The organism is Acinetobacter sp. A2 (assembly GCF_048537555.1).
In the GTDB taxonomy this organism is placed as follows: domain Bacteria; phylum Pseudomonadota; class Gammaproteobacteria; order Pseudomonadales; family Moraxellaceae; genus Acinetobacter.
Window position 1 is genome coordinate 615,306 of sequence record NZ_CP183239.1, and the last position, 17,371, is coordinate 632,676.

15 protein-coding genes are annotated in these 17,371 nt (G+C 41.0%); 8 read left to right on the forward strand and 7 right to left on the reverse strand.

Annotated features, from left to right (window positions below; translation table 11 throughout):
- Nucleotides 1-350: 350 nt before the first annotated feature.
- The gene (locus ACNS8M_RS02855) at nucleotides 351-650 is read right to left on the reverse strand and encodes a hypothetical protein (RefSeq protein WP_167846239.1); all 300 of its coding nucleotides are present in this window, start codon (nucleotides 648-650) and stop codon (nucleotides 351-353) included.
- Nucleotides 651-1,099: 449 nt separating this feature from the next.
- On the opposite strand from ACNS8M_RS02855, the gene ACNS8M_RS02860 reads away from it, so the two are divergent.
- Nucleotides 1,100-2,322 (forward strand): IS3 family transposase gene (locus ACNS8M_RS02860; RefSeq protein WP_419225099.1). Its coding sequence is split into 2 segments (ribosomal slippage): nucleotides 1,100-1,436 and nucleotides 1,436-2,322, totalling 1,224 coding nucleotides; the frame shifts between segments, so codons are not numbered across the junction.
- Between the two features lie 61 nt (nucleotides 2,323-2,383).
- Here the strand turns inward: ACNS8M_RS02860 and rho are convergent.
- Nucleotides 2,384-3,652: a transcription termination factor Rho gene (rho, locus tag ACNS8M_RS02865; RefSeq protein WP_004975162.1), complete on the reverse strand. Its 1,269-nt coding sequence runs from the start codon at nucleotides 3,650-3,652 to the stop codon at nucleotides 2,384-2,386.
- A 321-nt stretch (nucleotides 3,653-3,973) separates the two neighbouring features.
- Entirely contained in the window at nucleotides 3,974-4,300 is a 327-nt protein-coding gene (gene trxA, locus ACNS8M_RS02870) for a thioredoxin (RefSeq protein WP_004975164.1), read from the reverse strand.
- A 263-nt stretch (nucleotides 4,301-4,563) separates the two neighbouring features.
- On the opposite strand from trxA, the gene ppx reads away from it, so the two are divergent.
- The 6 genes from ppx (at nucleotide 4,564) to ACNS8M_RS02900 (ending at nucleotide 11,074) form a co-directional block, all read left to right on the forward strand.
- Nucleotides 4,564-6,084: an exopolyphosphatase gene (ppx, locus tag ACNS8M_RS02875; protein ID WP_168418105.1), complete on the forward strand. Its 1,521-nt coding sequence runs from the start codon at nucleotides 4,564-4,566 to the stop codon at nucleotides 6,082-6,084.
- 32 nt (nucleotides 6,085-6,116) lie between these two features.
- The gene (locus ACNS8M_RS02880; protein WP_168418106.1) at nucleotides 6,117-6,938 is read left to right on the forward strand and encodes an acetyl-CoA carboxylase carboxyltransferase subunit alpha; all 822 of its coding nucleotides are present in this window, start codon (nucleotides 6,117-6,119) and stop codon (nucleotides 6,936-6,938) included.
- Nucleotides 6,875-8,221, forward strand: coding sequence for a tRNA lysidine(34) synthetase TilS (tilS, locus tag ACNS8M_RS02885; protein WP_168418107.1), 1,347 nt, complete (start codon nucleotides 6,875-6,877; stop codon nucleotides 8,219-8,221). Before ACNS8M_RS02880 ends, tilS begins: the two co-directional genes overlap by 64 nt.
- Nucleotides 8,222-8,252: 31 nt before the next feature.
- Nucleotides 8,253-9,080 carry a pyrroline-5-carboxylate reductase gene (proC, locus tag ACNS8M_RS02890; RefSeq protein ID WP_168418108.1) on the forward strand — a complete coding sequence of 276 codons (828 nt, stop codon included), beginning with the start codon at nucleotides 8,253-8,255 and terminating at the stop codon, nucleotides 9,078-9,080.
- Nucleotides 9,081-9,121: 41 nt separating this feature from the next.
- Nucleotides 9,122-9,691, forward strand: coding sequence for a YggT family protein (locus tag ACNS8M_RS02895; protein ID WP_104852451.1), 570 nt, complete (start codon nucleotides 9,122-9,124; stop codon nucleotides 9,689-9,691).
- A gap of 160 nt (nucleotides 9,692-9,851) precedes the next feature.
- A protein-coding gene (locus ACNS8M_RS02900; protein ID WP_419225100.1) for an IS3 family transposase occupies nucleotides 9,852-11,074 on the forward strand; the annotation gives its coding sequence in 2 pieces (ribosomal slippage) (nucleotides 9,852-10,188 and nucleotides 10,188-11,074; 1,224 coding nt in all).
- Between the two features lie 86 nt (nucleotides 11,075-11,160).
- On the opposite strand, the gene ACNS8M_RS02905 is transcribed toward ACNS8M_RS02900, so the two are convergent.
- Complete coding sequence (locus ACNS8M_RS02905; protein WP_419225101.1) at nucleotides 11,161-12,336, reverse strand: thiolase family protein; 1,176 nt, start codon at nucleotides 12,334-12,336, stop codon at nucleotides 11,161-11,163.
- Between the two features lie 127 nt (nucleotides 12,337-12,463).
- Nucleotides 12,464-12,982: a GspH/FimT family pseudopilin gene (locus ACNS8M_RS02910; RefSeq protein ID WP_168542014.1), complete on the reverse strand. Its 519-nt coding sequence runs from the start codon at nucleotides 12,980-12,982 to the stop codon at nucleotides 12,464-12,466.
- Nucleotides 12,983-13,358: 376 nt separating this feature from the next.
- Between ACNS8M_RS02910 and omp38 the strand changes: the two genes are divergently transcribed.
- Nucleotides 13,359-14,399, forward strand: a complete 1,041-nt coding sequence (gene omp38, locus ACNS8M_RS02915; RefSeq protein WP_168542012.1) for an outer membrane protein Omp38 — start codon at nucleotides 13,359-13,361, stop codon at nucleotides 14,397-14,399.
- Between the two features lie 414 nt (nucleotides 14,400-14,813).
- Here the strand turns inward: omp38 and ACNS8M_RS02920 are convergent, their stop codons facing one another.
- Both ACNS8M_RS02920 and ACNS8M_RS02925 read right to left on the reverse strand, forming a co-directional pair.
- Nucleotides 14,814-16,277, reverse strand: a complete 1,464-nt coding sequence (locus tag ACNS8M_RS02920; RefSeq protein WP_419225318.1) for an amino acid permease — start codon at nucleotides 16,275-16,277, stop codon at nucleotides 14,814-14,816.
- The gene (locus tag ACNS8M_RS02925) at nucleotides 16,277-17,311 is read right to left on the reverse strand and encodes a methyltransferase (protein ID WP_168542008.1); all 1,035 of its coding nucleotides are present in this window, start codon (nucleotides 17,309-17,311) and stop codon (nucleotides 16,277-16,279) included. The genes ACNS8M_RS02920 and ACNS8M_RS02925 overlap by 1 nt, the downstream gene beginning before the upstream one ends.
- Nucleotides 17,312-17,371 lie beyond the last annotated feature (60 nt).

Genomic DNA, 17,371 nt, shown 5'->3' on the forward strand with positions numbered 1-17,371 from the left:
GATATTTAATACTTGTATTTGGTTTAGGCTGGCATCTAGCGTGAGTTGAAATACATTTAGCCTACTTTTTAAAATAATCTATAAAGAAGACCAATAGCTTAGATAGTCAATTGTCTCTGTAGTACATAATCAATAGATGATTTTACCTTGCCCAAAATGGATGGTAGCTTTAATAAACTTTGGAAAATATTCTGATTGAATTTCAAAGGTTTGACTAACATACTTGCAAGTGGGGTGGAACTGTTCTGATGCTTTAAAAAACCACGATTTGTATATTGTGTCCGTAATTTAAAACAGGCAATAAAAAAGAGAGCCAGAGGCTCTCTTTTTGTACTGCATAATCTAATCGATTATTGAGCAGCAGCTTCAGAAGCAGCAGCAGCAGCGTCTACAGCAGCGTCAGCAGCATCAGTTGCAGCAGCAGCAGCAGTGTCAGCAGCATCAGCAGCAGCGTCTACAGCAGCTTCAGCGCCAGAAGCAACTTCTACAGCAGCAGCGTCAGCAGCAGCTTCAGCTTCAGATGCAGCTACAACAGCTTCAGATGCAGCAGCGTTAGCGTCAGCAGCAGCTTCTTCAGTTTTTTTAGCACAACCAACGAAAGCTAAAGTAGTAGCAACTGCAGCAGCAATAGCGATTTTTTTGAATAACATGGCATCACTCTCTAAAATATGAGATTAAAAAAAACCGACGTTAGTCTGTTGTATGCTTTTATTATTCCTAAATTTGTTAGGCACTAACAACGCAGGCGCAGTCTAACTGGTCTGCGAATATGCTATCACTGCGCTTTTTGAATTGCTACTAGGTTGATTGAAAAAAAGGCAAAAAACAGGAAAAATACGTGGTTTTTTAACAGAAAATAACAATCAATTTGTCAGTTTAGATTGGAGAGTTGCAAGGTAACTGGCTAAAAACTAAAAGTTTTTTACCAAATATTATTTTATAATCATTTACTTAAAAATAAGTTTACATATACCACGTGCAATTGTGTCTTTATGTAAACTCTGTCAACCAAATAAAAAAGCCATCGTTATAAGATGGCTTTTTTAAGGGTTCTGATGTCCCGTCCTGAAATAAGTTTACACCTTAAGAGACTTATTTTATGGAACATAAACGAGAACAACGAGTTAAACGTACACAACGTGACTATAGCTTTGCCTTTAAAATGATGGTGGTACATGAAGTAGAAAAAGGGCAAATTACTTATAAGCAAGCTCAGGCAAAATATGGTATTCAAGGAAGATCAACTGTGCTGGTATGGTTACGCAAGCACGGACAACAGGACTGGACTTCGAATATGCCGACTTCTTCTAAACGCCAATTGACACCCCAACAACGAATCCGCCAATTAGAAAAGCAGTTAGCCGCAGAAAAGCTTAAAACTGAATTTATTCAGGATGTGATTTATCACATTGATAAAGAATGTGGGACTGATCTTGGAAAAAAGTATACCGAGCACGTTTCAAAGATTGGCAAAGCCAAAGAAGACTAAGCGTTTCACATTATTGTCAGTGGTTGGGAATCACCCGACAAGCTTATTATCAAGCAGAAAAACGTGCTCAAATGACTGCACAAGCAACTGAACAAATACTTGAGTTGGTTATGGAATATCGCTGTCTCATGCCAAGTATCGGAACACGTAAGCTGTATTGGCTTATTAAAGGCAAATTGTTGCAACGTGGTTTAAAGTGTGGACGGGATCAGTTATTTAAAATATTGAAAGAAAATAACTTATTGATTCGCCCTAAGCGTCGCTATACAAAAACTACGGATAGCAAGCATTGGATGAAGAAGCATCCAAATTTATTAAAGGATTATTCAGCAGTGCAAGCCAATGAAGTCTTTGTTAGTGATATTACCTATGTTGAGAGTGCTGAAGGTGTGCATTATTTATCCTTGGTGACAGATGCTTATACCCGACAGATTAAAGGTTATAAGTTATCGAATGATATGCGTGCGGAGAATGTTGTGCAGGCTCTACATATGGCGATGCAGCAAGCGACAGATCGAGCGACTAGGATGATTCATCATTCAGATAGAGGTGCTCAATATTGCTCTGAGCTATATCAATCGGCATTGCGCCATTATGGGATATGTCCTTCCATGACAGATGGCAAGGACTGTTGTCAGAATGCATTAGCAGAGCGAATTAATGGAATATTAAAGCAGGAGTTTTTAACCACGCGATGTCAAACCATGAAGGAGTTAGATCACTTAATTGCGGAATCTATCATGATTTACAATTGTTATAGACCGCATTTAAGTTTAAATATGAACACCCCGAATCAGATGTATGAGCAAACAAAAACCGAGCTAATTGCTTAACTCGGTTTGAAGTGGAATACTGTCAATCTATTTCAGGACAAGACATGATATTTACAGATAATTAATTCGCAGCTTTACGCTTCATTTGATCAAAGAAATCATCATTGGTTTTGGTTTCTTTCATACGATCAAGCAAGAATTCCATTGCTGCCAATTCATCTTGTGTGTGCAAGAGTTTACGTAAAATCCAAACTTTACGTAAATTATCTTCGCTCATTAAGCGCTCTTCACGACGGGTGCCAGATTTCTTGATGTTCATGGCAGGGAAAACACGTTTTTCTGCAATGCGGCGGTCTAAAGTAATTTCTTGGTTACCCGTACCTTTAAACTCTTCGTAGATCACTTCGTCCATTTTACTGCCTGTTTCAATCAGTGCAGTTGAAATAATGGTCAGTGAGCCACCTTCTTCAATATTACGTGCAGCACCAAAGAAGCGTTTTGGACGTTCTAGAGCATGTGCATCCACACCACCCGTCAATACTTTGCCTGAAGATGGTACAACTGTGTTATAGGCACGGGCTAAACGAGTGATCGAGTCGAGTAAAATAACGACATCTTTTTTATGTTCAACCAAGCGTTTGGCTTTTTCAATTACCATTTCAGCTACTTGAACGTGGCGTGCAGGTGATTCATCAAAGGTTGATGCAATTACTTCACCACGAACGGTACGTTCCATCTCAGTCACTTCTTCTGGACGTTCGTCAATGAGAAGTACGATTAAGAACACTTCAGGGTTGTTGCGCACAATGGATTGAGCAATATTTTGCAGCAACATAGTTTTACCCGCTTTTGGCGGTGCCACAATAATAGAACGCTGACCTTTACCAATTGGTGCAACCAAATCTACCACACGTGCGGTTAAATCTTCTGTTGTACCATTACCCAATTCCATCACCAATTGTTCGGTTGGGAAGAGTGGGGTCAAGTTTTCAAATAAAATTTTATTACGTGAATTTTCTGGGGTGTCGTAGTTAATTTGGTTTACTTTAAGCAAAGCAAAATAACGTTCGCCTTCTTTTGGTGGGCGAATAGTCCCTGTAATGGTGTCACCTGTACGCAGGTTAAAGCGACGAATTTGTGAAGGACTCACGTAAATGTCATCTGGGCCAGCAAGGTATGAACCTGCAGCTGAGCGTAGGAAACCAAAACCATCTGACAGAATTTCTAGAACGCCATCACCAAAAATCTCTTCACCATTCATGGCATGGCGCTTTAAGATGGCAAAAATAATGTCTTGCTTACGGTTACGTGCCATTCCTTCAAGGCCCATAAACTCGGCAATCTTGATGAGTTCGCCAATCGGTTTTTTCTTGAGTTCGGTTAAGTTCATAGAGGTTCTGATAGAATAAAAATTCTGGGGTACAGGTTAGAGAGGGAGCAACATTTAGCCGCATTCATACAATAAAATGAAAGCAATTGTATTTGCACAATAACGATTCAGAGCACTGATTCATTGTTTGATTGAAAAATGTGAAAAACAATTTCTGTTGCCGAGCGGCATTTTTGTGTTGTGTCTTTTAAGAAAGCGGATGGAAGATCCTATGTTTCTTGAGCATGCAATATAAGAGAGAAACGGGAGTTTGTCAATTTATAGGCAAAAAAATACGCCAACAGAGAGCGTATTTTTTTATTCATGATCTGTAAAACAGACTTAGATATTTTCATCAATAAATGCAGTCAATTTAGATTTTGGTGCTGCACCAACTTGTTGCGCAACAACTTCACCATTTTTGAACATAAGTAATGCTGGAATATTGCGGATGTTGTAGTTCACAGCAGTTTGTTCGCAAGAAGTCACATCCACTTTCACAATTTTTACTTTGCCTTGATATTCGTCTGCAAGTACTTCAAGTACTGGTGCAATTGCTTTACATGGCGCACACCAGCCAGCCCAGAAGTCAACCAATACAGGAGTATCTGATTGAAGAACATCTGCTTCGAAGTTTGCATCAGTGGTGTTTACGATGTTGCCAGACATGGATTACGCTCCAAATAATTTTTAAAAATAGCTATACCAATTAGTATTACATAGCCATCTTGAACAAAGTAGGGGGGATCTTTGGATTTTCCATCCAAAATACAAATTTGTCTAATTGATCCTCACGATCACGACAATTCTGTAACACAATTGTCATATATGCAGAATTTTTAAATAGTCGTCAAATTGTGCTGATAAATGGCTTTTAAATTAGGTGTATGTGAATTACTCTAGGCACAATTCTGTCTAGGTTTGTTTGAAGAATGTCTGATTTTTTAATTGATGAAGAGTTACTCGCAGCCATCGATATGGGGTCGAATAGTTTCCACTTAGCCATTGCGCGGGTGGATCATGGTGAAGTAAAAAAAGTGGCATCAATGTCAGAAAAAGTGCAGTTGGCCGCTGGTTTAGATGAAAACAAGAATTTAACCGAAGCAGCACAACAACGTGGTTTGGCATGTTTAGCACGTTTTGTTGGGCGTTTAACTGCGGTACAGTCAAACCGTTTGCGTATTGTTGCCACCAATGCTTTGCGTCAGGCCAAAAACGGACATGAGTTTATTCAAAAAGCTGCAGAAATTTTGCCTAAGCCAATTGAGATTATTGCAGGGCGTGAAGAAGCGCGCTTAATTTATTTGGGTGTATCACACACCATGGCCAATAGTGGTCGTCGTTTAGTGATTGATATTGGTGGTGGTTCGACAGAATTAATTATTGGCGAAGAATTTGAGCCAATTCACACCGAATCTTTACAAATGGGCTGTGTGGCCTATACCAAAGCCTATTTTGCCGATGGTGAAATTAGCAAAAGCAGTTTTGAAAAAGCAGTGGTAGCGGCACGTAAAGAGCTGTATTCAATTGCCAATACCTATAAAGAAGCAGGTTGGGATACCGTTGCAGGCTCGAGCGGCACCATTAAGGCATGTCGCCAAATTACCGTGAATATGGGTTGGAGCAATGAGCAGGAAAATCTCACCCGTGAAGGTTTGGAAAAACTCAAAGACCGTTTACTTAAGTTTAAGCACGTATCAGAAATGGAGTTTGATGGTTTAAAAGAAGACCGTCGAGCAGTTTTGCCAGCAGGTTTGGCCATTTTATATGCTGTGTTTGATGTTTTAAATATTGATAAACTGGTTTACTCAGACGGTGCTTTGCGTGAAGGGGTAATGTACGACTTGCTTGGCCGTTTCCAGCATGAAGACATTCGTGACCGTAGTGTACAAGCCTTAATGGGGCGTTATAACTCAGACCCTAAACAAGCGGGTCGGGTGGTAAAAACAGCACAGCATTTGTTTGATAGCGTTGCTGAAGCTTTAAAATTAAATAATGAAGATAGTGACTTATTGCGTCGTGCGGCATACTTACATGAAATTGGTTTAGCCATCAGTCATAGCAGTTATCATCGTCATGGTGCATATTTATTGCAACATTCGGACATTCCGGGTTTCTCGCAAATTGACCAAAACTATCTCTCACATTTGGTTTCCAATCATCGCAGAAAATTGCGTCAAGACGCGAAAACAGAAGCGCTGAAAGCCGGTGGCAATAAAATTGTCTATTTAAGTTTGCTACTGCGCCTTGCAGTTTTGGTCAACGCAAGTCGTAGCGATGCGATGCTTCCTGCCATTGAATTAAGCATCCGCAATGCGCAACAATGGCAGCTCAGCGTGTCGGGTGATGCCAAACAATGGCCATTGCTTGTCGCTGAATTGCACGATGAACAAGTGCAATTCAAGAATTGGGACATTGAATTGAATATTCAGTCGGAACAATTTGTCGATTAAGATTTGGTTAATTTAGGGATAACAGTCGACTTATGAAAAAAGCTGCTCAATCTAAGGCATGGAAAACCGTGCAAATTGCACGTCATCCTGAACGTCCGCAATTTCTAGACTATGTGGGTGAAATTTTCACTGAATTTGATGCCTTGCATGGTGATCGTTTATTTGGTGATGATGGTGCAATGATCGGTGGATTGGCACGCTTTGATGGTCAGCCTGTCATGGTGATAGGTCAGCATCGTGGTCGCAGTACCCGTGAAAAACTACAGCACAACTTTGGTATGTGTAACCCAGAAGGCTATCGTAAAGCACAACGCCTCATGGATATGGCAGAGCGTTTTAATCTGCCTGTGTTCACTTTTGTAGATACAATGGGTGCGTACCCAGGTGTAGGTGCAGAAGAACGTGGTCAAGCCGAAGCAATTGCAACCAGCTTAGCGCAACTGTCAAACTTAAAAGTGCCTGTGATTGCCACAGTATTAGGCGAAGGTGGTTCAGGTGGTGCTTTGGGCATTGGTGTGGCAGACCGCGTAGTGATGTTGTCACACAGTATTTACTCTGTTATTTCACCAGAAGGTTGTGCGTCTATTCTGTGGAAAACTGCAGAAAAAGCCGAACAAGCCAGTGAAGCATTAGCATTGACTGCAGAAAAACTACAAAAGATCGGTATTGTAGAATACGTGGTCGATGAGGGTGAAGGTGCACACTTACAGCCTGAACAAGTGATGCAAAGTCTAAAAGCTGTGTTAAAAGAAGCTTTGGGTGAATTGCAAGCAATGGATGCAACACAACGATGCGAAGAACGTTACCAACGTTTAATGAAGTTTGGCAGCGACAATTTAGGTCTAGCGTCTTAAGTCAGTTACAGACTTTTCCTGCACAGACAAAATATTTAATTGGATGTAGTGGCGGCATGGATTCCATGTTGCTACTGCATCTTTTGTCGTTTTTGTGCCCAGAAAAAGTACGGGCGATTTATATTGATCATCAATTGCAAAGTCCGAGTGCTACATGGGGCGAATTGGTTCAAACCACCTGTCATAGTTTAAATGTGCCATGTGTGCTACAAAAAGTCAGTGTGGCCGAGGGTAATTTGGAAAATCAGGCACGTCTGGCTCGCTATCAGGCATATATGCAGCATTTGGATGCCAACGAAGTTCTAGTATTGGCACATCATCAACAAGATCAGGCTGAAACGGTGTTGTTGCGCTTACTTTCAGGAGCCGGTGTACACGGACTTGCTGCAATGCAAGCCATCGATGTTCGTGAAGATTTGACCATTTGGCGACCATTGCTAGATGTTTCTCGTGAGCAAATTTGCCAATGGTGTGCTGCGTTAAAGCTAGATTATGTACAAGACCCCAGTAATCAGGATGTGCATTATGATCGGGCTTGGTCGAGAGAAATCTTGTGGCCTGTGTTACAGCAGCGTTTTCCTAAAATGCAGCAAGCCGTCACACGAACCGCAAGCTTGATGCAAGATGCCGAGAAAATTTTGGCTGAAGTCTTAGCACAAGATTTGGCCGCTTGTGGTACAAATTCGCAGCTAAATTTGATTCAGTTGCAACAATTGTCTTTGCCACGACAACGTCAGCTATTATCGGCATGGATGAAAGGACAAGCGCAATATCGTCCAAGTTTTGATATGGTCGAGCGTTTGCAGCGAGAAGTGATTCAGGCCAAAGCTGATGCGCAAGCGGCGTTACATTGTCAGGATTATTATTATCTGCGTTATCAGCAACAATTATTTCGTTTGCCTAAAGCAGAGTATTTAGCTGAGGAACATTTTGAAGCGGTAGAGCAGGATTTATTGTTGCAGGCAGATCAGCCTTTTCAGCTTTGGTCGGGTTGTTATCAATTGCAGCCAGCAAAAGTTGGTTTATGTTCAAGTTTATTAAATAAAACCCTGACTTTACGCCCACGTTTGGGGGGCGAAAAAATCCATTTATATGGGCGGGTAGGGGCTTGGCCGCTGAAAAAAGCCATTCAGGAAGCACAAATTTTTCCGTGGACACGTCATACAATTCAAATATTAAGCCTAGATAATGTTATGCTAGGCGTCTTTAGCCCCAAAGGCTTTTGGCTTGCACAGTCGGACTATTGTGTCGCAGATGGATGGCAACCGAATTTAGTCTCTTAACGAATAAAGAACTCAACGAAGAGCGTGGATCATGAGTGCAGTATTGAATTGTAATATTAGTTTTATTGGCGGTGGCAACATGGCGCAGGCTTTAATTGGCGGTTTGATTGCCAGAGGTTTACCGCCAACACGTATTACAGTTTCAGACCCTGTAGAGCAAGTACGTCAGCTTCTGCAAGAAAAAGATGTACATGTGACTGACGATAATCTAGCTGCGATTGCAGAGGCAGATATTGTCGTCTTTGCCGTAAAACCACAAGTTTTGGCACAGGTGTTACGTCCATTACAGGGACAATTTGCAGATAAATTAGTGATCTCGATTGTTGCAGGTGCAGAAATTTCAACGATTGCGAATTTATTGGGTACTGAGCGTGTGGTACGTGTCATGCCAAATACCCCTGCTTTGGTACAAACGGGCGCACATGGTTTATATGCAACTGAGTATGTAGATGCCAAAGATCGTGAATTGGCCAGTCAGGTTTTGGCTGCGACAGGTTTGACGATTTGGGTAAACTCAGAAGCACAAATTGATGCGGTGACTGCGGTATCAGGTTCTGGCCCAGCGTATTTCTTCTATATGATGGAAAGTATGATTCGTGCAGGTAAAAACTTAGGCTTAGATGAAAAAGTTGCTACAGCACTTACTTTGCAAACAGCACTAGGTGCCGCACAAATGGCAATTACCAGCTCGAATACGCCTGCCGAATTACGTAAGAATGTCACTTCACCCAATGGTACTACGCAGGCGGCCATTGAAGTATTTGACCATGCGCAAATTTCACAAAATATTCAGGCTGCATTGGCTGCTGCAAAAATGCGCAGTCAAGAATTGGCACAAGAGTTAAGCGACAGCATTTAATAGTTGAAAAACAAAGAATTTAAATTTAGGAAAGTTCAAGTATGGGTGCAAATTCTGCGCTAATTTTTGGCATTATCATTAACGTAGCAATTTTGCTCGTCTTCTTCCGTTTCTTAATGCAGTTGGCTGCGGTTAGCCCATATAACCCTGTGGTGCTTTCAACCATCAAAGCCACCAAAATTGTAGATGTATTTGGTCGTATATTTCCAACTGTAGCCAAAGGTCGGGTTAATTCAGCTGCCTTAGCTTTGTTAGTGGTGCTGTATTTACTTAAAATTTTCGGGGTGATGTATCTGAATGGGGCTATGCCGAACAGTCCGATTCACTTGTTGATTCTGACTTTTGTGACCATGATTCAGGATTTAATCCGTTTCTGTCGCTATCTGATTTTTGCGACTATTATTTTAAGTTGGGTGGTCATGTTTACCCAGTCTCGTGGGCCTTATATTGAAGTGATTCAAGAGTTGGCAGAGCCGTTGTTAGCACCATTCCGTCGTTTATTGCCGAACATGGGTATGATTGATTTATCACCAATCATTGCATTTTTAGCTTTATACATTGCTGAAATTATTATGAATCAGGTGGCGATTGTGCTACTGACAGGTTTGTAAATATCTCTAGATCATTAGATATAAAAAAGGTGAATGATGTATTCACCTTTTAATGCTTAGGTCGTCAGCATTTGAAAATAAAAGCCTCAAAATTTGAGACTTTTATTTATTTTTCTTTGTCCCGTCCTGAAATAAGTTTACACCTTAAGAGACTTATTTTATGGAACATAAACGAGAACAACGAGTTAAACGTACACAACGTGACTATAGCTTTGCCTTTAAAATGATGGTGGTACATGAAGTAGAAAAAGGGCAAATTACTTATAAGCAAGCTCAGGCAAAATATGGTATTCAAGGAAGATCAACTGTGCTGGTATGGTTACGCAAGCACGGACAACAGGACTGGACTTCGAATATGCCGACTTCTTCTAAACGCCAATTGACACCCCAACAACGAATCCGCCAATTAGAAAAGCAGTTAGCCGCAGAAAAGCTTAAAACTGAATTTATTCAGGATGTGATTTATCACATTGATAAAGAATGTGGGACTGATCTTGGAAAAAAGTATACCGAGCACGTTTCAAAGATTGGCAAAGCCAAAGAAGACTAAGCGTTTCACATTATTGTCAGTGGTTGGGAATCACCCGACAAGCTTATTATCAAGCAGAAAAACGTGCTCAAATGACTGCACAAGCAACTGAACAAATACTTGAGTTGGTTATGGAATATCGCTGTCTCATGCCAAGTATCGGAACACGTAAGCTGTATTGGCTTATTAAAGGCAAATTGTTGCAACGTGGTTTAAAGTGTGGACGGGATCAGTTATTTAAAATATTGAAAGAAAATAACTTATTGATTCGCCCTAAGCGTCGCTATACAAAAACTACGGATAGCAAGCATTGGATGAAGAAGCATCCAAATTTATTAAAGGATTATTCAGCAGTGCAAGCCAATGAAGTCTTTGTTAGTGATATTACCTATGTTGAGAGTGCTGAAGGTGTGCATTATTTATCCTTGGTGACAGATGCTTATACCCGACAGATTAAAGGTTATAAGTTATCGAATGATATGCGTGCGGAGAATGTTGTGCAGGCTCTACATATGGCGATGCAGCAAGCGACAGATCGAGCGACTAGGATGATTCATCATTCAGATAGAGGTGCTCAATATTGCTCTGAGCTATATCAATCGGCATTGCGCCATTATGGGATATGTCCTTCCATGACAGATGGCAAGGACTGTTATCAGAATGCATTAGCAGAGCGAATTAATGGAATATTAAAGCAGGAGTTTTTAACCACGCGATGTCAAACCATGAAGGAGTTAGATCACTTAATTGCGGAATCTATCATGATTTACAATTGTTATAGACCGCATTTAAGTTTAAATATGAACACCCCGAATCAGATGTATGAGCAAACAAAAACCGAGCTAATTGCTTAACTCGGTTTGAAGTGGAATACTGTCAATCTATTTCAGGACAAGACACTTGATTTTAAAAGAGTGCAAAAAGGGTATCGGTTACTGATTTATAGTAACTCAATTGCTACAGCAGTTGCTTCGCCGCCGCCAATACATAAAGCCGCTACACCACGCTTACCACCTATACGTTTCAGTGCATGAATTAAAGTCAGAATGATGCGTGAGCCAGTCGAACCTACAGGGTGACCAAGTGCGCAGGCACCACCGTTGATATTTACTTTTTCAGGATCTAGTTTGAATTCATCCATTGGGCACATGGTGACCATAGCAAAAGCTTCATTAATTTCCCATAAATCTACATCTTGTGCATTCCAGCCTGCTCGATCCAATACTTTCTGAATTGCACCAATTGGGGCAATAGTGAATTCTGAAGGATGTCGTGAGTTGGTTGCATAGGCTACAATTTTTGCCATAGGCTTTAACCCTTTGGCAGAAGCATGTTCAGCAGACGTTAGGACTAAGGCTGAAGCGCCATCTGAAATTGAGCTGGCATTGGCTGCGGTAATCGTACCATCTTTGGCAAAAGCAGGACGAAGTGTTGGAATTTTTTCAATATTGGCATTAAAAGGTTGTTCATCTTTATCTACAATGACATCGCCTTTACGAGTTGTAACTGTCACAGGGACGATTTCATCAGCGAAATAGCCTTCATTGACCGCAGTTTGTGCACGTTTGAGTGAGCGAATCGCAAAGTCATCCATTTGTTGGCGCGTGTAACCTTTGCTATTTGCCATATCTTGTGCGAATGAGCCCATCAAACGACCTGTTTCAGCATCTTCAAGGCCATCTAAGAACATGTGGTCTTTCACATCACCATGTCCCATACGGTAGCCAGCACGTGCTTTGGTCAGTACATAAGGTGCATTACTCATTGACTCCATGCCACCTGCGACAATGATTGAGGCAGAACCTGCTTTGATTGCATCGGCAGCTTGCATGACAGCTTTCATTCCAGAACCACAGAGTTTGTTAATGGTGACCGCACCTGTAGAATCTGGTAAGCCGGCTTGACGCATCGCCTGACGGGCAGGGCCTTGCTTTAAACCCGCAGGCAGGACGCAGCCCATAATGACTTCATCGATTTCTGTTGCTTGTACCCCCGCACGTTGAATGGCCGCTTGAATACTTGCCGCACCTAATTCTGGTGCAGTCACATTGGCTAAACTGCCTTGAAAGCCACCCATTGCAGTGCGTGCACCATTTATAATAACGATATCCGTCATTTTATTCTCCCAATTTATATGTGCTTTTGTCTAAATTGAATTCCAAGCAGGAATAGATCACTTCTGCAGTATAGGCAAAAAAAGATAAGAATAAAGTGACAATGTAAAGATCGTTTAGACTGCTGAGTTAACATATATTGATGTCTTCTGCTCGGGTTTGCCCCATTTTACTGAGTACTAAGCGTTTGCTTGTAAGGTGAGTGGAGCAGTAAAAGAAGCTACCATTTGAGCCGATCGGCAAACCTTGTTGAGCATTTAAAGTCACACTAGGAATGTTTAAAGTTCCACGCCAATCCAAGGTTCCGTATTTAAGTGCAGTTTTTTCTGTATAAAGAATGTATTCACTGTCGTCAATTTGGCGGTTTCGATTACGATCCATAAAGATCAAAAAACCAGTATTCCAGTTTTGCTTGCTACATTGAACAAAGTTTTGTGTAGGACAAATCACTACATTGCTGTGATGGGTGAAGGCATGAGAGCGTGCTATTTTCACGCTGGACTGTAATGAATACTGAATTCGTTTGAGTTCTTGTTCTGCCATCAGCTGATGAAAATGTGGCAGGGCAATCATGACTAAAATCGCACTAATCGCTAACGTGACGATCAATTCAAACAGCGTGAAGCCGTTTTTTCTTACATTCGACATAAGTCTTTACCTGTTATTGTTATGTTTTTTATGATTAATCTGAGTAATTTGTTGTTTTATAGTGCTTTATCTGCTGTGTATAATAATTACTAAACAACTTCTCTAGAAAGTGTTAAAATAAACAGCAAGAAAGATAGGCTATTCGCCACAAATAATTGAGTAGAAAGTTACCGAATTACAACGGAAATTGTAAGTAATTTTGTCAATAATTTACTTGATTAAAATTATCAAGCACTTGGAAAAGTAATAAAGTGTTTGTATGATTCAAAGTGACTAGCTTAAAAATAATACTGGGGTATAAGAAAGCCTATCTCAGGGTAGTCGAAAATTTAGGCTTGAGCTTGAACAACAATTGTTATCTCTGGAGGATAAATCCATGAAAATGAGTCGTATTGCATTAGCAATGCTCGTAGCTGCTCCTTTAGCTGCTGCAAACGCGGGCGTAACTGTTACCCCATTAATGCTTGGTTATACTATGTTTGATACACAGCATAACAATGGTGGTAATGATGGTAGTTTAACAAGTAGCGTAGAGCTTGATGATGACCTGTTCGTTGGTGCAGCACTTGGTGTTGAGCTTACTCCTTGGTTAGGTTTTGAAGCTGAATATAGCCAAATCAAAGGTGATGCCAGCAACGGTGGTGAATACAAGGGTCAAAATATCGCAGGTAACTTCTATGCGACTTCTGATCTAATCACTAAAAACTACGACAGCAAAATCAAGCCATACGTATTGTTAGGTGCTGGTCACTATAAATATGACGTAGAAGGCGCTAATGGTGTAGGTTATATCCGTGATGGTGAAGAAGGTACTTTAGGTAATGCTGGTGTTGGTGCGTTCTTCCGTTTGAACGATGCTTTATCTCTTCGTACTGAAGCACGTGGTACTTACCACTTTGATGAGCAATTCTGGAACTACACAGCTTTAGCTGGTCTTAACGTTGTTCTTGGTGGTCACTTGAAACCAGCTGCTCCTGTAGTAGAAGTTGCTCCAGTTGAAACAGTTGCTCCAGTTCAACCAGCTCCACAAGAGTTGACTGAAGACCTGAACATGGAACTTCGTGTGTTCTTTGATACTAGCAAATCAAACATCAAAGATCAGTACAAGCCAGAAATCGCTAAAGTTGCTGAGAAGTTAGTTGAATATCCAAACGCTACTGCTCGCATCGAAGGTCACACTGACAACACTGGTCCACGTGCACTGAACGAACGTTTATCTTTAGCGCGTGCGAACTCTGTTAAATCTTCACTTGTAAACGAATACAATGTAGATCCAGCTCGCTTGTCTACTCAAGGTTTCGCTTGGGATCAACCGATTGCTGACAACAACACTAAAGAAGGTCGTGCTATGAACCGTCGTGTATTCGCGACGATCACTGGCAGCCGTACAGTGACTGTTGAACAACAAGCTCAATAATTTGAGTTAAGTTGAAAAAAACGACTCTTAGGAGTCGTTTTTTTATGTCTATTCAGTTTGTGTGTTGAAAACACAAGGGAAAATCATCTGGATTTACATTGTCTTAAGATAAGATGCAGCATGCTAACCATGTATTGAGAGAAACGGGTGATGTAAATACAATCACGCGATAGAAAGATTAATGAAGTTCAGATTGTGAAGGAGAATTCCTCAAAGAGTTAGGGAATGATGAATAGAATATCAAACTGGGTAGAGAAAAAATTGAATAGCTTAATTGCTGAATATCATTGTTTTTTGATAATAGATTTTAACTAAAATAATTTTTGACCGTATTGGTTTAAATATCCCGCAAAAAAAAACAGCCAAAAGATGGCTGTTTTTGATTAATCATGAAGAAACAGATGGTGATCTATTTTAGTCACGATCTGTAAGCATGGGTTGTACATCCATATCTTGATAGGCAATGAGCTTGGTTTTGTGTTTCCATTTATAGCCTAACCAAATGGCTAAAAATAAAAAGATCCCAATATAGGTTGATAACACCGCTAACCATTCACCATCAAGCACCGCTTGGTAGTTTTGACCTAAGACCACAATCGCACATAGGATAAAGGCAAACCACGGGGCAAATGGAAAGAATTTAGCACGATAGGCTAAATCATGCAGTTGGTAGCCTTGTGCCAAATAGCCTTTACGAAAACGATAATGTGATACAGCAATACCAAGCCAGACAATAAAGCCACACATACCTGACATATTCAATAGCCAGTTAAATACTTGTTCTTCACCAATAAAAGTGGTTAAAAAGCACAGTGCGGCAATTGCGGTAGTAGCATAAAGTGCATTCATGGGTACGCCACGTGCATCCAGTCGTGCAAAAGCTTTTGGGGCGCTACCTTTGCGTGCCATATCAAATAGCATACGGGTAGAGGAATACATGCCTGAGTTACCAGCAGATAAAATAGCCGTTAAAATCACTGCATTCATAACACTTGCTGCAAAAGCAAAACCTGCCTGTTCGTACAGTAAAGTAAAAGGAGAAAGGGAGATATTATCAGTCGCTGCTGCTTGGAGTAAACGTGGGTCATCGTAAGCAATGAGTGTACCAATGATGAAAATACACACGATATAAAATAATAAGATTCGCCAGAAAATTTGTTTAATTGCAATTGGAATGGTCTTCTTCGGGTTTTTAGATTCACCTGCTGCAACTCCGACCATTTCAGTGCCTTGGAAAGAGAATCCTGCAATCATCGCTACACCAATCAGGGCAGATAATCCACCGACAAACGGAGCTTCACCTTTGTTCCAATTGGCGAAAGTAGCGACATCTGGAGTCAGCATGATTTTTACAATCATGAATATACCAATGATGATGAACGCTACAATTGCAAGGACTTTGACCAGCGAGAAGAAAAATTCTGATTCACCAAATCCTTTTACGGTTAATGCATTAATACCAAATACAACTGCTAGAAATAACGCACTCCAATAGAAACCAGGAATATCGGGAAACCAGAATTTCATTATAAATTGTACAGCCACCAATTCAAATGCAACCGTAATGGCCCAGTTGTACCAATAGTTCCAGCCTAGCGCAAAACCAAAGCCGCCTTCTACATATTTGCTGCCGTATGTGAAGAAAGCCCCAGAGGTTGGATTGTGGGTGGCAAGTTCCCCTAAACTGGTCATCAAGAAATAAATCATTACACCAATGAGGGCATAGGCCAGTAATGCACCGCCTGGGCCAGCATTGGCAATGGTTGCACCTGAGGCAAGGAACAAGCCTGTACCAATCGAGCCGCCTATGGCAATCATGTTTAAATGACGTGCACCGAGCTTACGCTGTAACTGTCGATTGTTTTGAGTTTCGCTCATCATGCATCCTTCGTATTTTTTTGTGTACTGGCAAACAGCACTTTAAAGCCTTGTTGATCTGCCTTGATTGTGCATTGACCAAAACTTTGTTCAATTAATAGCGGGTAATTCAAAAAGCGGTTGGCTACAATCCAAAGTTCACCACCCGATTTCAAATGACGACGTGAAGTTTTACATAGGGTTTCACTGGCATCGTAATCGGTCTGAATACCTTGATGAAATGGGGGATTGCTGACAATGGCATGTAAAAACAGCGGGGCATCCTGAATGCCTGTCACCGCTTTAATTTCAAGTTGTTGAGGATTGAGCTGATTTTGTTCAAACGTCATTTGTGTAGATGCTAAAGCAAAGGCATCGACATCGAGCGCAAAAATTCGGTTTTCAGGATTTAACGTCGCTAAATAAGCACTGATGACCCCAGCACCACAGCCAAAATCTGCAATTTTTCCAGACGTCACCTGACTTAAATAAGGTAAGAGAACTGCAGTACCGACATCTAAATGCTTTTGGCTAAATACGCCTGGTAGCGCACAAATTTGTAAGTCACCTTTTGGTGTGCTGATGTTATAGCGTTGTGCCCAGTCAGACAGTGCTTTAGCCTGAACATTTTGTTCTAAAATCAGCTGCCAAAGTTGGCAATGGCGTGCGCTATCAAGTTTGAGCATTTTGCCATAAGGCTGTAACTGTTTGGCTGCGCGCTCAACCCCACCTTTCTTTTCGCCCACCAAAAATATGCTACTGCCCACTTTGAGTTGGGCCGCAACATTATGAATTAAATAATTCAGTAATTCTTTGGATTTGGGTACGAAAATAACTGCTTGATCAAACTCGGCAGCAGGAAACTCTGCACCAAAATGCACTTGAGCCTGCTGATTTTGAAAGTATTGATAGTCGTTGAAATTCCATGTCCAGACAGAGGCTTGGATTGAGTCACCCAATTCTGCGAGGAGTTGATCGGTTGGGGCATTGATCAGTAGAACACGACCAGACAAATAGTCATATTGTCTGAGTAAAACTTCGCTTTGGGGGTTCATGGTTCTCTCTCCAATAGAAAAACACTGTCTAAGTTCAGCTCAGACAGTGTTTTTTGGACA

Bases quoted from the DNA above. Each gene is read 5' to 3' on its own strand.
- tilS (WP_168418107.1), top strand. From the start codon at position 6,875: ATGCGAAGAACGTTACCAACGTTTAATGAAGTTTGGCAGCGACAATTT.
- ACNS8M_RS02910 (WP_168542014.1), bottom strand. From the start codon at position 12,982: ATGTCGAATGTAAGAAAAAACGGCTTCACGCTGTTTGAATTGATCGTC.
- trxA (WP_004975164.1), bottom strand. From the start codon at position 4,300: ATGTCTGGCAACATCGTAAACACCACTGATGCAAACTTCGAAGCAGAT.
- ACNS8M_RS02925 (WP_168542008.1), bottom strand. From the start codon at position 17,311: ATGAACCCCCAAAGCGAAGTTTTACTCAGACAATATGACTATTTGTCT.
- omp38 (WP_168542012.1), top strand. From the start codon at position 13,359: ATGAAAATGAGTCGTATTGCATTAGCAATGCTCGTAGCTGCTCCTTTA.
- ACNS8M_RS02905 (WP_419225101.1), bottom strand. From the start codon at position 12,336: ATGACGGATATCGTTATTATAAATGGTGCACGCACTGCAATGGGTGGC.
- ACNS8M_RS02920 (WP_419225318.1), bottom strand. From the start codon at position 16,277: ATGAGCGAAACTCAAAACAATCGACAGTTACAGCGTAAGCTCGGTGCA.
- ACNS8M_RS02895 (WP_104852451.1), top strand. From the start codon at position 9,122: ATGGGTGCAAATTCTGCGCTAATTTTTGGCATTATCATTAACGTAGCA.
- ACNS8M_RS02880 (WP_168418106.1), top strand. From the start codon at position 6,117: ATGAAAAAAGCTGCTCAATCTAAGGCATGGAAAACCGTGCAAATTGCA.
- ACNS8M_RS02855 (WP_167846239.1), bottom strand. From the start codon at position 650: ATGTTATTCAAAAAAATCGCTATTGCTGCTGCAGTTGCTACTACTTTA.
- ppx (WP_168418105.1), top strand. From the start codon at position 4,564: ATGTCTGATTTTTTAATTGATGAAGAGTTACTCGCAGCCATCGATATG.
- proC (WP_168418108.1), top strand. From the start codon at position 8,253: ATGAGTGCAGTATTGAATTGTAATATTAGTTTTATTGGCGGTGGCAAC.
- rho (WP_004975162.1), bottom strand. From the start codon at position 3,652: ATGAACTTAACCGAACTCAAGAAAAAACCGATTGGCGAACTCATCAAG.